The organism is Alteromonas sp. KUL49 (assembly GCF_006538345.1).
Lineage (GTDB): Bacteria > Pseudomonadota > Gammaproteobacteria > Enterobacterales > Alteromonadaceae > Alteromonas.
Genome location: NZ_BJKL01000015.1, coordinates 37,060 through 52,132, shown reverse-complemented (window position 1 = coordinate 52,132; position 15,073 = coordinate 37,060). Strand labels below are relative to the sequence as shown.

Below are 15,073 nucleotides of genomic sequence, written 5' to 3'. Positions count from 1 at the left end.
GTTTTTTATAGTGTTTATCAGTAGTGTTTCGAGCAGATCACTCTGCAGCATGCGATATAGCCTCATCTTCAGGCTGCTTTGCTTCTGCAATGTCTGTTACGCTGACAGTACCTTTTGCCTCATCACCGTCGAGCTCAAAATGGAACGAGGCACTGGCTATAGCTTGGTAAACATTATTTTCAATCTCAAAAGATGTCACCTCGAAGGCATGGGTTACCACATTAGTAAGCAAGTTTTCTAACACAGACTCTTGCGCTGAGACTGGCTGACTGATGACTACTGATGTAAGTAAAGATGCTGCAATGATTGACGTTTTCATGGTTTTCCTCAAAAAAGAATCTAGTGCAACGGCCCGCCGCAGTTGCTATGCCTATGAGGATTGCTAAACCTATGCCAAGTAGATAAAAACAGATAACCAAATGATTTTAAATATAAAAAAGTGATTTGAGCTTTTTTTGAGTAGGTGAACAAAAGAAACACTGGTTAATAAATGGTCAAAACAACTAATGATATTAGCTATTTTGACCAGTAGATTTACACCGCTCGAGACGCGTTAAAGCTCTCCACTTCTTTTTGTGCAGTTTCCACCGCATCAAGTGCATTGAGCAGTAGTTGAGGGTCTGGTGATTTACCCGTTCCGTTTTGACTCAGGTAGCGACGCCAGATACGTCCACCGGCCTGACCTTGATAGAGTCCTAACATATGCCGTGCAGCATGCCATGGCTTAAAGTAAGGATCGTCTTGACCTTCAATGTACTCCTGCATTTTTAGCACAGCTTCTCGACGAGAAATAATGTCATGAGAGTGGTCGTTAAACACTTGCTTATCTATGCTAGAGAGTATGTAAGGATTCGAGTAAACCTCTCTCCCCATCATTACACCATCGACATGAGTCAATTGCTCCAGCGTGCCCTCAATGGTTTTTACACCACCATTGATGCTTATAGACAATTCTGGGTGCGCTTGCTTTAACGCATGTACTCTGGGGTAATTAAGTGGCGGAATCTCACGATTTTCTTTCGGACTTAATCCTTGCAGCCATGCCTTTCTTGCATGGACGATAAATGTGTCACACCCGCTATTGGCAACAATATCAATAAACTTGGCAAAGTCTTCGTACTCATCCATATCATCGATACCAATACGACACTTTACAGTCACTGGAATATCTACTTGCTTTTGCATGGCTGAAACACATTCAGCAACCACTTCAGGGCGCGCCATCAAACTTGCACCAAAGCTGCCATTTTTTACTCGGTCTGACGGGCAACCCACGTTGATATTTACTTCGTCATAACCACGCTCTTGCGCCAAGACCGCACATCTGGCCATATCATCTGGGTCACAACCACCTAACTGCAAAGCTACTGGGTGTTCTTCTTGGTTGTAACCAAGATAATCTCCTTTGCCATAAATGATCGCGCCAGTGGTGACCATTTCTGTGTATAAAAGCGTGTTGCGAGATAATAAACGCAAAAAATAGCGGCAGTGACGGTCAGTCCAATCGAGCATAGGTGCAACGCTAAATTTGCGATTTAACTTTTGGGCACTCATAAAACCGCGTCCATGGGTTTGCGTGCAATTAACACGTTATATTGCAAAACATTACCTTCAAAAAATCGGTGACTTCAATGGAATCAGTCAACTTTTATACCCAAAGTGGGGTAAAGAGAGTGACAGAATCAAAGGACATATTTAAAGGCGGGTATATTATCAAAAAACGCTTCAGAGGCGAACCGCCATATTGATATAGAAATCACACTGAAGCGTTAGTGCTAGTCAATTAAAATGAGTTAGGAACAGACTTGTTACTTCATTGAGTTTCACACTTCTGCTTTTCGATACAATTATTAAGAAGCTCACGTAACGCATGTGTAACTGTTGAATAAGCCGACTGGTCAACAACGTTCTGTGTTTCATGAGGGTCTGATACTAAGTCAAAAAACATTTCGTCTCTTGCAGCAGTGTCAGTCATGTAAGAAGCAAAGATACCTTTGTGGCTGACAACTGCATCACCCGCTTTAAATCGCGCATAAATTTGTTGTTTATGGTCAAGCTCGGGATTTTCGAGCACATGAACAAAGCTTTCACCTGCAATGTCTTCAGCGTGGGTCACACTAGCGATCTCTGTCACTGTGGGAAAAATATCAACTAACTCGATTAGCGCATTGGTCTTTTGATTTTCAGCGATATTTGGGCCTGCAAGAATTACAGGGATACGCATAGCGGTATCTAACAGGTTATGTTTTGTCCAAAAGTTGTGTTCACCTAAATTAAAACCGTGATCACTTAGAAATACCAAAGTGGTGTTTTTTTCCAAACCTAGCGCTTGTATCTGCTTGGTAATGTCACCCACTAAAGCATCAATATAACTCACAGAAGCATAGTAGCCCCGTTGTGACGACACATGAAAAGCATCGCTGTTGTATTCGTAATCTCTGAAATGATACGAGCGTATTTCACCCGACCCCTTTAAGCTCTCTGGCGCACCCGAAGGCTTTTCTCGATGGAAGAAGGGGGTGAACTTGTCCTCTGGGTGTAAGTCGTAGTATCGCTCTGGCGCGTAAAATGGCAAATGTGGACGAATAAATCCCACACTAAGGAAAAAGGGCTGATCATTTTTCGACAGTTCTTCAAGAGCATCAAGTGCTTTTTCTTTAACGCGACCGTCGGGATAAGCTTCATTTTCAACATTCGCATATTCGTACCAAGGGCCTTTGAAAACATTTGGATTGTTTGCTCTTGGCTTTTGATATTGTTCCGATTCAGGGTTTAACGCAGTGGCGTGAGACATTCCTGCCGACTGGGGTCTTTGGCTCCAACTCACATCAGCCAGATCGCTACTATGATGAAATATCTTGCCTATGGCCATTGTATAATAGCCAGCTTCCCGTAAGACTTGAGGTAAAGATTTAGCCCCCGGTACGTCATCTTGTGCTTTAGCTTTGTAGTCCCAAAAGCGATCTTTTGTCGGTCTCAAACCTGTTAACATGCTAGCCCGAGATGCGCCGCAAACAGGTACATTCGCATACGCATGAGTAAAGGTGACGCCTCTATTTGCCAGAGCATCGATGTTCGGCGTGTGCGCCTTCTGATCTCCGTATACACCTAATACTGGTCGCAGGTCGTCGACAACAATCATTACGATGTTTTGGTGTTCATCAGGTTCACTAACAGCTTCGGCAGCTTGTGCTGCTATTGTGATAGTCAGCCCCTGCAAGAGCGTCGAGATGGCAACAACGATTTTGAAAATTCTCACATTTACTCCGAGGATTCTTGTTATTACAAGGCAGCTTGTTAGTAGTGGGACACACTACGCGAAACGCAAAAGTACAAGTTTGACTACGCTTGCGCCCTTACCTTGTTAAATCTTTTTAAATCATGATAAATCAATATTAATCAAAAATCATCACCCAGTAAACTCAGGCAAGGGCCAGTGGTGTAAATCCATGGCTCGGTAAAGGACTACAGTGGGAGGGTGGAGAATGTTAGTGTTGTTAAATCACTACTCATTGATTGAGATGAACAGAAGTGAGGTGATTACGCCTCACTTTTATTCGGAGCGAGAGTCTAAATAATTACACCAACCCTAAATATTCTGCGTGCCAAGTTAAGTGATCATCGATAAAAGAGGCAATGAAAAAATAACTGTGGTCATAGCCTTCATGCATATTCAACGTAAGCGTTGAATCGGAAGAGTTCGCAGCATTGATTAATGCTTCGGGTTTAAGCTGTTCTACCAAAAACTCGTCTTGTGTTCCCTGTTCAACAAGCAAGGGAATTTCATGGGTTTTCTCAGCCAGTAAATAAGCGCTGTCATAGACTTGCCAACGACTTTGGTCGTCACCTAGGTATCCAGCCAGCGCTTTTTGTCCCCACGGGCAATTCATAGGTGAAGATATGGGGCTGAATGCAGAAATCGATACGTATCGATTTGGATTGCGCAGGCCAATCACCATCGCACCGTGGCCTCCCATGGAGTGTCCTGATATTGACTTTTCGCCAGTCACCGGGAAGTTTGACTCAATAAGTGCAGGTAGCTCATCAACCACATAAGAGTACATATTATAGTGAGTAGACCAAGGTGCCTCGGTCGCATCAACGTAAAAACCAGCACCCAAACCAAAATCATAGGCCTGAGCTTTATCATCCGGCACGGTATCACCCCTTGGGCTAGTGTCAGAGGCCACAATCGCCATACCAAGCTGAGCTGCCAATTTCATTGCACCCGCTTTTTGCATAAAGTTTTGATCGGTACAGGTGAGGCCCGACAGCCAGTACAAGACGGGGACTGGGTTTTCCGCGGAAGCAAAGGGGGGTAAAAAGATAGCAAAGGTCATGGTGCAATTCGTAGTAGTAGCAGAATGAGAATATCTACAATGACGCCCACCAAACACTCGATTTTCGCTAATCAGTTCCATAAAAACTCTCTAAATCACAATATTCTTTTGTAAATCATAGCGTAAGTTTACGGCACAATACTCAATAGAAGTAAGTCACTGGTCGGATTTTTCAATCAGTTCGTTTACACTAGGCGAGATTAAGGTAAAGGTAGGATCGATGATTAGTAATTTCTTCTCTCACGCAATAGGCTCAGTGTCAGTGTTACTTTATTTCGTCAACACAGTGTTTTGGGCGACGCCAATCTTGATTTTTTCGGTCTTCAAATTAATTCCATTTGAGCCTTGGAGAAAACTCATATCGTATATCTTAGATGCCTGCGCTACTGCGTGGATATCGGTGAATAACCTCAATCAGAAAATATTCAGCCGAACTCAAATTGACGTAACAGGGCTTGATGCACTTACACCCAAAGACTGGTACTTGGTCATTGCAAATCATCAATCATGGGTTGATATTCTCGTACTGCAGAGAATTTTTAATCGCAAAATCCCATTCTTGAAGTTCTTTCTAAAAAAAGAACTGATTTACGTACCGATTCTCGGGCTTGCCTGGTGGGCACTCGACTTTCCGTTCATGCGCAGATACTCAAAGTCATATCTTGCAAAAAATCCGCACATGAAAGGCAAAGATATGGAAACTACAAAAAAAGCGTGTGAAAAATTTAGGTTCAAGCCAGTCAGTATAATGAATTTTGTTGAAGGCACTCGATTTACTGAAGAGAAACATAGTCGTCAAAAATCGCCTTTTTCTCGCCTTCTCAAACCAAAGGCCGGTGGAGTTGCCTTTGTACTGTCGGCGATGGGAAGTCAGCTACATAAACTTATCGATGTAACCATTGAATATCCTGCGGAAATTCCAAGCTACTGGGACTTTGTTTGTGGGAAAGTGAAGAATATTCGTGTAAACATACAAGTAACACCTATCAAAGACATTGTAGAAAACGGACACTTCAGCGATGACTATTTTGAAAACCCGCAAGTGCGTACTCGCTTCCAAAGCTGGCTCAATGCACAGTGGCAGCAGAAAAACAACTTATTAGAACTAAACCAAACAAATCAGAAGTCACTATGATACGCACCCTTTTATCTCCATTAGTTTTTGTTGTACACACCACACTCCAAATAGCGAATCTTGCATTATGGGGTGGCTTAGTGATCATCTTCGGCCTTATCAAGCTTCTACCACTGGGCCAAAAAGTAAGGTTATTCTGGAATGGTTTGATGCACGCTTTCATGTTTAGCTTTGGCAAAGTCAGTGTATTTTTCATTCGAGTATTCAACGCTGTTGATATCGAATGTGCGGTACACGGCGAATTATCAAAAAATAAGTGGTATTTGATTATTGCAAACCACTTAAGTTATCTAGACATAGTGCTCCTTATTGAATTTGCCGCGAATCGCATTCCAGCACCAAAGTTCTTTCTCAAAAAAGAGCTGATTTGGCTCCCTTTTGTAGGTTTGGCTGCATGGGCACTAGACATGCCTTTTATGCAAAGATACACAAGAGCTTATCTTGAAAAGCACCCCGAAAAACGCGGCAAAGACCTAGAGACCACCAAAGCTTCTTGCGAAAAATTTAGAACGGTTCCCACAACGGTAATTAATTTTGTTGAAGGCACTCGCTTTACCGAGCAAAAACACCTTGCTAAACAGAGTCCCTATCAACACCTATTACCCCCTAAAGCCGGCGGAGTATCATTTACCATGGGTGCAATGGGGCACTTGTTTACCAACGTATTGGATATTTCATTACTTTATCCAGAGAATAAAAAACACCCGATGATGGCTATGCTGAGCGGTACTATGACGAAAATCATTATCGACGTGAACGTCACACCTGTGCCTGAAACTCAAGTGGTCGAATCGGGCCCTACTGCTAGAGAGCAAATCCAGAAATGGTTAAATAACTTGTGGAAAAACAAAGACTCCACCATAGCAAATCTGTTGAACTAGGCTAAAATAGGGGCATTCGCATGAGTACACCAGCACAGGAATATCTACTCGATGTATTTACTGGAGTGTTCCCTACACTTACGTTAGATTCATTTAACTATCAGGTGATAGCGCTAAGCACACTATTTCTGTTTGCCACCATACTGTATCTGATCGCTCGCCTCATTCTTCGTCCAAAGCTCATTGCGTGGATTGCCAAAACGAGTAACCGTTGGGACGACGCCTTACACGAACACGGCTTTTTCCGTCGATTGCTACATATTCTGCCAGCCATGTTTGTGTATTTGTGTACTCCCATGCTCATTAGCGAATCTTCCTCGTTGAGCAGTCTTCTGGTGAAGGGCGCCCAGTTGTACATGCTCGTGAGTGGACTACTGGCCATATACGCAATATTAAGCACTGTAGAAGATGCCTACAACGCTTCGGCACATGCCAAGCGAGCACCCATTACCGGTTTCATACAAGTATTAAAGTTAGCGCTGACTTTATTAGTATTGGTGCTGTGTATATCGCTGATAGCAGATAAAAGCCCGCTATTAGTTGTATCTGGTTTCACTGCCATAGCTGCAGTGTTGTTATTAATTTTTAGAGACACTATTTTAGGTTTTGTTGCAGGCATTCAAATTGCAGCTAACCGCATGTTTAATAACGGCGATTGGATCGAGGTGCAAAAATTTGAGGTCGATGGTGAGATAAAGCAAATTGGACTCACCACGGTTAAAGTGCAGAACTGGGACAATACTATTTCGACACTTCCTACTTATAGCCTCACCACCGAAGTCATAAAAAATTGGCGTGGTATGCAGGAGTCAGGCGGAAGACGAATTAAGCGCGCAATTTATATTGATATTCAGTCTATTAAGCTCTGCGACGATGCGCTACTTTCCACCCTATCGAATATCCGTCCGTTGAAAGACTACATGCAAAGCAAATACAAGGACCTTGCCGAGTATCATGAAAGTCAAAATATTGCAGCGAGCGACGTGGGAAACCGACGTGCACTGACCAACATAGGCACGTTCAGAGCGTATTTGGAACACTACTTACGTCAGCATCCGATGGTGAACCAGTCACTCACAGTCATGGTGCGTCAACTTCGCCCCAATGAGCTAGGACTTCCTCTTGAGCTCTATTGTTTTAGCAAAGAAAAAAATTGGGTGGCGTACGAACACATTCAGGCGGATATTTTTGACCATGTTATGGCCATGCTTCCACTATTTGAGCTAAAAGCTTATCAAAGAGACTCCAACCTGAAAGGTTAAAGTAACATTAGCAACACCAAGCACAAAAAAAGCGATGTAACTCTACATCGCTTTTTTGATAGTGAATGTTGGGTAGCGCTAGCTAGGTTAAGCGAGTGCATATCCCATCATAAGACACACCACTAAACCTGAAACGCCAAAGAAACCATACTCGATCTTCTCTTGCATGCCTTTAGCGCCAGTTTCGGTCGTCATGAAACTCATAATGATGCTGCTAAGCCCTAAAGTGAAAGCCAATAGTGCAACAGCGAACATGAGTGCATTAGTCCAATCTGCCATAATCTCTTAACCCTTTACAAAATCTGGCGTTATTATGCACCAATTATGGGGAATTGAACATGGCAATCAAAAAGATAACTATGGAATTTTGGGCTTTACCGTAACATTTTTGATCTTGGTCAAAATAGCTAATTTGTTAGTTTTTTCACTACAGAATTGACTAATCCTCAACTAATGAACTCAATGATAATTCATAAGTGACTGTATTTCATAAATTTTATTTTTTGGCCTAGCCTTTGCAACTTTAAAAACAAATGCCCAGTGTGGCCGATTGATTAGAAATGGATAAGGATCCCTGATGAAAAAACAATTAGCACTTGCAGTTACCGGTTTACTTTTATCAGCCAACGCAGCTTATGCTCATGACAATAGCTGTGATATCGAATTGGATGGTAATCTGCAGTATTACAAAGGTGTGCTTACTGTTGATATGAAAAACGGTTCGACCATGACAATTACCCCTGAGCATCAGCTGTCTGTAAACGGTGAAGTGATGCAGTTGGATGGTCAGCAGCAAATGTGGGTATCTGATTACTACACACACATTGATACTGCAATTCCAATGACACTCGAACTAGCAAAAGACGGATTGGAAATTGCTAATGTTGCCGTATCAGAGGTATTTGGTGAGCTGTTAGGTGATGACGACCTAGATGATGAATTCCGCGATATGTTCACATCTTTGAGCCAGGAACTTGATACTGCGTTTTACGATAGCCACGGTAATGTGCGAATAGACTCAAACAACTTTGGAGAGTCTGGTTGGTTTGGAAACTCGTGGGAATCTGAATTTGAACAAGAACTTGAGTCATTGATAACGCAATCAATGGGTAAAATTCTCATCTCTATTGGTACTCAAATGTTGTGGGAAGGCGGAGACATGAGCGCCTTTGAAGAACGTATGGAACGCTTTGGCGAAACCATTGAAGAGCGTGTAGAGGCACAAGCAGAAGCGCTAGAGATAAGAGCAGATGCTTTATGTGAAGTACTAGTCAAAGCCGACTTTGCAGAAGATAAAATGCAAACTGAAATCCCTGGGCTAGATGGCCTTGATCTATTCAATGTAGACGGTCACATGAGAATGTAATTTCGCTTCAATCAACAAACGCTGAACTCAAAGCGACGAAAAAAAGTATGATGTTATAACTATCATACTTTTTCTGCTTTAAGGGGTGTAAATGGCACGGCGAGTTGTATTTTGTGGTTATGGGTGGATGGCAGGTTATGTAGAGGCTAAGCTCACTGCCGATAATATTAACAATTGGCATGTAGCGGCAACTACCACCACACCTGACAAAGCCGAACGGTTAAAGGCCAAAGGCATTGATTCCTATATTTTTAAACTAGGTGATGACACAGTAAATCTTGTGTCACTATTGAGTCACAGCACACTGATTCTCAATATACCCCCAGGCAGAAGAAGAGCTGATTTTGAAGCTTATACCCATCAAATGAAATCACTGGTGAATGACGCACTAGAAGCAAATGTTGAGCAAATTGTTTTTATTAGTACCACTTCGGTTTATGGTGATAGCCACAGCAACAAAATTACAGAAACGAGTGCAACCCAACCTGAAACCTCATCGGCCATCGCTCATGTAGCAATTGAAAACCACTTGCTAGTAAATGCTCCACATTGCTCAACTATCGTAAGACTGTCGGGACTTATTGGCCCAGATCGACATCCGGTAAATAGCCTATCCGGAAGGCACCTCAAACAAGGTAATAAAAGAGTTAACCTGGTTGATGGGAGAGACGTAGCAGAGGCCTTGGTTAGCGTTATAAGTCGAGTGCCACGAGGAGAAGTATTTCATCTAAGTTCACCATCTCACCCTAAACGAGGCGACTACTACACGAAATTGGCGTCGGAACGAGAACTAACGTTGCCCACTTTTGACGATACTGACAAACCACCTTGTGGTAAGGTAATAAACGCTGAGAAGAGTTGGCAAGCCTTGGGGGTAACACCCAAGTTCGGCGATTTAGCGTAACACGCCTATCTGAATAGCAGTGCGCCAAATACGCACTGCTACTGCAATCACTCTAGCCAAATAGGCTAATTTGGAAGTATTTAACCGCAACAGTGTTGATAAAGATAATCAACAAAATGGCAGGAATAAAGGTTTTCAACGAGATATCAACATAACGCTCGAACCAACTGCCCGTAAAATTCTCACTGCCCTCTTCGAGAGCTTTGTTGAAGTTAGCTCGCTTCCAACGATAGATCACAAAAATACAAATCAACAAGCCATTCAACGGCAAAATCGTGTCGTAAAATACGTCGTAGATCACGTCGAAAAGAGATTTGTCAGCGCCAGCGTAAGCAACGAATTTAGTCAAAAACTCTACTTTACCGAACGACAACGCGCTCAGCGCCGCCAGCACAATCATGACGCTTCCCAACGATGCTAGCGCCCACTTGCGGCTAACACCTTTCTCGTCCATGAGTGCCGCTACTGGTACTTCAAAAATTGAAACCAATGACGTTATTGCCGCAAAAAATACCAACAAGAAAAACAAACTTGCCACCGCAGATGCGCCGAAGTAACCAATAGAGGACTGTAGTGCCAAGAAAATCTCAGGTAAATAAGTAAAAATCATACCTACAGAAGACTCACTCAATTCGTCTGGATTGATATCGGGATTAAATGAGAAAATCGCAGGAAGTATCATCAAGCCAGCAGTAAAAGCGACGGCTGTGTCAGTAATAGCCACCAGCTTCGCTGAATTAGGCACATCTGACTGCTTGTTCATGTAACTACCGTAGGTAATTAGAATCCCCATACCCAATGAAAGTGAGAAAAATGCTTGCGACAACGCGCCGTTGATAACTGGCGCTGTTATCTTTGAAAAGTCAGGCACAAGGTAGAACTCTACTCCCGCCATCGCGTTGTCACGAGTAAGTACAAACACCACTAAACCGAGCAGCATTACAAACAGCGCGGGCATGAGGAGCTTAGCCGCTTTTTCGATGCCTTTTTTCACACCACCTTGCAGAATTAGATATACCACAGCTACAACAACGGCCATGTATGCAAAAACGGTGGATGAGTTAATAAAGGTGTTAAAGGTTTCTGGGTTGGCTAATTCGGCTAAGTTTCCGCTGACAGCTTCAACCAAGTATCCAAAGATCCACACCGTAATAACCATGTAAAACACGGCTATCATGAAAGGTGTAGCAATTGCCATCCAACCAGCGAGTTTCCAATGCGGAGCATTACCGCTGATTTCTCGATACGCTCCCAAAGGATCTTTGCGAGCGTGGCGGCCCACAGACATTTCTGCAAGCATTACAGGTAAACAAATGGCGAACACAAAAATGGCATACATCAATAAAAATGCACCACCGCCATTTTTTGCAGCTCCCACTGGGAACCCTACTAAATTACCTATACCAACGGCAGAACCTGCTGCCGCTAAAATGAATCCAATGCGTGATCCGAACTGTTCTCTGGCCCCGCTCATATACCTTCCTCTTGTTGAGTTATTCTTATGTGTACCGGGATGGCAATAGTTGTATTACTTCAACCTGATAATCATCAGTTTGTTTGTACTTTATGTAGCGCAAACACACTCTAGGGGCTGTTGACCTTTGCAGTACACTTTTTGTTCACTCCAAGCGAGCCTCAGACAATAAACGAGGCGCGTAGTTTGGTTATTCCAAAAGAGCAACGAGTGAAGCAGTATGAGGTTCGCTTGGATGAACCTTTCAGGCAGCAATTGTTTGTCATTTATACGGCGTCAACGCTCACTTGTGTAGATGGCTACACGGCATGAGCATTTCCTTGTCTAAATGACAAACACTTCGCTGCAAAAACGTACTGCAAAGATCAACAGCCCCTAGCACTGCATGGTAACAGCAGTATTTGGAAAAGTCTTGAGGTTGGTCGAGGATTACTGGCTGCAGGCGTGGAAATATGAATTACCACTCAATCTCTACGCCCTGCCAGTCTATAAAATGAACCGCCTTGTCACGGTCTAACCCTTTGATATGTTGCAGCAACTGCTGAGTGGTAAACTCTGGTGTAAACAGTTTTTTTGACGCCACATTTTTCTGAAATGGTGCAGAGAGGGCACTATCCACTGTTCCGGGGTGGTAGCTAACAAAAACAACCCCCTTCTTACGTCGTTGATATTCTACCGAGGCGGTTTTTATGTACATGTTTAACGCTGCTTTAGAAGCCCGGTATCCATACCAACCACCCAATTTATTGTCTGAGATACTTCCCACTCGAGCACTTAAACACACTACCGTGGCATTATTTTCTACTAGCGGAACGATAAGCTTTAACCACAGCATGGGAATAACACTGTTTACGGTGAAGTACTCACTTAACGCTTGCGCTGAAATATCTTCTAAACGCTTTTCAGGGAGTAAAGATCTTTCTGAATTATGTAGAACGCCGGTAGTGACAACCACCAAAGAAAAACGAACGCCACTTTCCATCAAATCAGCTTTAAATTGCTCCATCGCTTGTTCGTCATGCTGAGGCATTGCAAATACGCTTACCGTCTCCGGCCAGTGTACAGGACGTGCACCGTCTCTACTCACCGCGTATACAATATTCCCCTCGCTTGCCAACTGCTCGACCAATGCTTGCCCAATAGCCCCTGATGCACCGACAACTAGAACGTTATTTGTCATTGTTAGACTCCGGAATACATCGATCACAACCTCGTTTTTTGCCTGTAAGTAAATAAGAGATGGTGTATCTGTGTTTAGCAAATTTAGTGTAGAACCAATCTGCAATAGGTTTTATCACAGGCCAACGGAGAGGCGCGTATAACCAGCCCATACCTACCGCATCCCATGCTAAATGTGTTACGTCTAACCCTGTAATTAAGGTGCCGTCTGGCAACATTCCGTGGATCCTTGCGTTGAGGTCCTCCCAATTGAGGTAAGGGTACTCTTGCTCAAAGGTCGGCGATTGAATGTCTACAAGTTGGAGTACATTGTGTTTATCGCGCTTTTTTAGATGACGCATTTCAGCCATGCAAAGAGGACAAAATCCATCGTAAAAAATGATCATATAATTACTCATGAAACGTAAAGAACTGCAATATCGCATTAGCTATCGGTCGTACTGCAAAAAGTTAAAACATCGCAGCATTTCATATATCTATATACGCTAAAAAATACCGTACGGATGACTTGAGAACTAAATGACTTATACCCACACTGTGTAGCAAAGAAAGAATGAGGAAAAACGATGGAAAACACACAAGTAGCAACGCTGGCGGGAGGTTGTTTTTGGTGTATTGAATCTGCATTTAATAGTGTAGATGGCGTTGTAAGCGCATTTTCCGGCTATGCCGGAGGCCATATTGATAACCCAAGCTACAAGGCGGTATGCACAGGAGAGACTGGGCATGCTGAGGTCGTTCAAGTCACCTTTGATGCAAACAGTATCTCATACCGAGAAATTCTGGAGATATTTTTCTCTTTGCACAATCCGACTCAGCTCAATCGACAAGGCAACGATGTGGGTACTCAATACCGAAGTGCAGTGTTCTATCACAACGAAGATCAAAAAGCCCAAGCCGAAGCTATCATCGACGAAATCACTAAAGAAGAAATTTGGCCAGACCCCGTAGTGACTGAAGTCGTAGCAATAAACAACTACTACCAAGCAGAAGACTACCACCAAGACTATTTCAAAAATAATCCTCAGAACCAATATTGCTCAATGGTAGTCGCCCCTAAATTAGCCAAGTTTAAGAAAACTTTCGCTGCGCGATTAAAAAGCTAACCTCGACGCAATCTGTATCGAAAAGTGGCGTACAACCTTTTACCACTCATCTGGAAAAAGTTGAGATTTTGGAGGGAAAGCAAGGCACTTTTTACGTCCGTCTGAGGCATGGATGCCGAAGCGGAGCCCCCCAGGGATGGGTTAATGGCGTGACGGAAAAAGTTGCTTCTTTCCCTCAGTGGCGTCAAAACAACCGTCCGAATTTAATTGTTCGGCATAAGGTTGTACGCCACTTTTCCTCCCGTATGGTTACTCAAACCATCCTGAATCTAGCGTAAGCTCAAAAAGCAATGGAGCCATGGCTTCATAACGAGGTTTTTCTGCCTCACAGGTGATGTTTTCTAAATAGTGCTTTTTCCACGGGTCGTTAATGAGATACAAGGTTTGCCCGATGACTGCTAGCCCCTCTATTGACGCGTTATCCATAATCGACGCCGCACACCCTTCTAACGCTGGTGCTTGAAAGCTCAGCTGTAGCTTTTTGGTCGGCCTGTTGCCTTGCGTATCAATAATCCATAACTCATCGTCGTTTCGTGCCGCAGCCAACAAGAATAAACCGTTTTGATGAGTGTATAAGGTCATTCCATTGATGGGGTGATTCCCTTGTGTAAAGCGAGGCACATCGAGCTGTGGATCGCTGACTACCGCAAAATCGCTACTTTGCCAAAAACCTTCATTGAGTGTTAGGGTGAATACTCTTGGTTGTCCAGCTTTGTCTTTCTCTAAGCCCAGATAGAGTGTACCGTCGGTATGCAGCGCCATTCCTTCGATACCATCGTTTGGAAAGTTACCCACCTCGTACTCTGCAGGGAATTGTAGAGGTCTAACATGGGTAATCTCAATAAGCCCCTCACCCTTGCGCTCTAACCTAACCAATAAGGTTGGGTAATCTGTTGAACCAGTGTTGGCAACCTTGTTCTGACATGACACCGACAAAGCTCCTGTTCGCGTTGCATCCTCAGTAACGGTGTAAAACACATCTGGGTTAGCAGGGTTCACCACCAAGGCCTCTAAATCAGGGGAGCTTGACAAATAAGTACTAAAACAACTTCTGCGCACCCGCCGAGACTGGGTGAAGGTTTCAGACTGTGCGGTAATTAGCGCGGTATCAGGGGAAATCGTATGGAGTTTCAATTGCTGATGCTCTAACGCACTCGCGTCGGCAATAGTAATGAGCTCAGAGTTAACGGCAATAAGACCAGAGGTTTGAGGATCTTCCATGATGTTGCCATCTTCACCAGTAATCCACTGCCCGCCGACCAAAATTACGGATTGGGACTCTGATAGGACGGGCGATGTTTTCGCATCACCGCACCCCGAGATGACTAATGCTAATGCTGCAATAGCAATCAATGATTTGTTCATTAGCTATATTTTCCTAAACATATAAAAATTGGAGTATTACTTATCATCACAGTCTAGATTA

The 15,073-nt window shown here is 43.4% G+C and carries 16 protein-coding genes; 7 read left to right on the top strand and 9 right to left on the bottom strand.

What is annotated here, in order from left to right; all coding sequences use genetic code 11:
* Nucleotides 1–37: 37 nt before the first annotated feature.
* The 4 genes from EYS00_RS19150 to fghA all read right to left on the bottom strand — a co-directional run bounded on the left by EYS00_RS19150 (nt 38) and on the right by fghA (nt 4,421).
* The gene (locus EYS00_RS19150) at nt 38–319 is read right to left on the bottom strand and encodes a hypothetical protein (protein ID WP_130639524.1); all 282 of its coding nucleotides are present in this window, start codon (nt 317–319) and stop codon (nt 38–40) included.
* Between the two features lie 215 nt (nt 320–534).
* The gene (gene dusA / locus EYS00_RS19145) at nt 535–1,554 is read right to left on the bottom strand and encodes a tRNA dihydrouridine(20/20a) synthase DusA (protein WP_130639523.1); all 1,020 of its coding nucleotides are present in this window, start codon (nt 1,552–1,554) and stop codon (nt 535–537) included.
* A 259-nt stretch (nt 1,555–1,813) separates the two neighbouring features.
* Nucleotides 1,814–3,259 (bottom strand): sulfatase, encoded by a 1,446-nt coding sequence (locus tag EYS00_RS19140; protein ID WP_242618842.1) that lies wholly within the window; start codon nt 3,257–3,259, stop codon nt 1,814–1,816.
* 319 nt (nt 3,260–3,578) lie between these two features.
* Nucleotides 3,579–4,421: an S-formylglutathione hydrolase gene (gene fghA, locus EYS00_RS19135; protein ID WP_130639522.1), complete on the bottom strand. Its 843-nt coding sequence runs from the start codon at nt 4,419–4,421 to the stop codon at nt 3,579–3,581.
* A 139-nt stretch (nt 4,422–4,560) separates the two neighbouring features.
* Here fghA and EYS00_RS19130 point away from each other — a divergent pair, with 139 nt between their 5' ends.
* The 3 genes from EYS00_RS19130 to EYS00_RS19120 are packed head-to-tail and all read left to right on the top strand — an operon-like array spanning nt 4,561 to nt 7,618.
* Entirely contained in the window at nt 4,561–5,475 is a 915-nt protein-coding gene (locus EYS00_RS19130) for an acyltransferase (protein ID WP_130639521.1), read from the top strand.
* Nucleotides 5,472–6,356 (top strand): acyltransferase, encoded by an 885-nt coding sequence (locus EYS00_RS19125; protein ID WP_130639520.1) that lies wholly within the window; start codon nt 5,472–5,474, stop codon nt 6,354–6,356. Before EYS00_RS19130 ends, EYS00_RS19125 begins: the two co-directional genes overlap by 4 nt.
* Before the next feature lie 14 nt (nt 6,357–6,370).
* Nucleotides 6,371–7,618, top strand: coding sequence for a mechanosensitive ion channel family protein (locus EYS00_RS19120; RefSeq protein WP_373995580.1), 1,248 nt, complete (start codon nt 6,371–6,373; stop codon nt 7,616–7,618).
* Between the two features lie 87 nt (nt 7,619–7,705).
* On the opposite strand, the gene EYS00_RS19115 is transcribed toward EYS00_RS19120, so the two are convergent.
* A complete protein-coding gene (locus EYS00_RS19115; RefSeq protein WP_130639518.1) occupies nt 7,706–7,897 on the bottom strand; it encodes a hypothetical protein in 192 nt (63 codons plus the stop codon).
* 298 nt (nt 7,898–8,195) lie between these two features.
* On the opposite strand from EYS00_RS19115, the gene EYS00_RS19110 reads away from it, so the two are divergent.
* On the top strand, nt 8,196–8,984 hold the full coding sequence (locus EYS00_RS19110; RefSeq protein ID WP_130639517.1) for a DUF2884 family protein: 789 nt from the start codon (nt 8,196–8,198) through the stop codon (nt 8,982–8,984).
* 91 nt (nt 8,985–9,075) lie between these two features.
* Nucleotides 9,076–9,888: an NAD-dependent epimerase/dehydratase family protein gene (locus EYS00_RS19105; protein WP_130639516.1), complete on the top strand. Its 813-nt coding sequence runs from the start codon at nt 9,076–9,078 to the stop codon at nt 9,886–9,888.
* Nucleotides 9,889–9,940: 52 nt separating this feature from the next.
* Here the strand turns inward: EYS00_RS19105 and EYS00_RS19100 are convergent, their stop codons facing one another.
* On the bottom strand, nt 9,941–11,362 hold the full coding sequence (locus EYS00_RS19100; RefSeq protein WP_130639515.1) for a sodium-dependent transporter: 1,422 nt from the start codon (nt 11,360–11,362) through the stop codon (nt 9,941–9,943).
* Nucleotides 11,363–11,548: 186 nt separating this feature from the next.
* Here EYS00_RS19100 and EYS00_RS21115 point away from each other — a divergent pair, with 186 nt between their 5' ends.
* On the top strand, nt 11,549–11,674 hold the full coding sequence (locus tag EYS00_RS21115; protein WP_258313042.1) for a hypothetical protein: 126 nt from the start codon (nt 11,549–11,551) through the stop codon (nt 11,672–11,674).
* 145 nt (nt 11,675–11,819) lie between these two features.
* On the opposite strand, the gene EYS00_RS19095 is transcribed toward EYS00_RS21115, so the two are convergent.
* Together EYS00_RS19095 and EYS00_RS19090 are read right to left on the bottom strand one after the other, a co-directional pair.
* The gene (locus tag EYS00_RS19095) at nt 11,820–12,542 is read right to left on the bottom strand and encodes an SDR family NAD(P)-dependent oxidoreductase (RefSeq protein ID WP_130639514.1); all 723 of its coding nucleotides are present in this window, start codon (nt 12,540–12,542) and stop codon (nt 11,820–11,822) included.
* Nucleotides 12,532–12,927: a thiol-disulfide oxidoreductase DCC family protein gene (locus EYS00_RS19090; RefSeq protein WP_130639513.1), complete on the bottom strand. Its 396-nt coding sequence runs from the start codon at nt 12,925–12,927 to the stop codon at nt 12,532–12,534. Before EYS00_RS19090 ends, EYS00_RS19095 begins: the two co-directional genes overlap by 11 nt.
* A gap of 180 nt (nt 12,928–13,107) precedes the next feature.
* Between EYS00_RS19090 and msrA the strand changes: the two genes are divergently transcribed.
* Nucleotides 13,108–13,647 carry a peptide-methionine (S)-S-oxide reductase MsrA gene (gene msrA / locus EYS00_RS19085; RefSeq protein WP_130639512.1) on the top strand — a complete coding sequence of 180 codons (540 nt, stop codon included), beginning with the start codon at nt 13,108–13,110 and terminating at the stop codon, nt 13,645–13,647.
* A 249-nt stretch (nt 13,648–13,896) separates the two neighbouring features.
* Here the strand turns inward: msrA and EYS00_RS19080 are convergent, their stop codons facing one another.
* Nucleotides 13,897–15,012, bottom strand: coding sequence for a hypothetical protein (locus EYS00_RS19080; protein WP_130639511.1), 1,116 nt, complete (start codon nt 15,010–15,012; stop codon nt 13,897–13,899).
* Nucleotides 15,013–15,073: the final 61 nt, after the last annotated feature.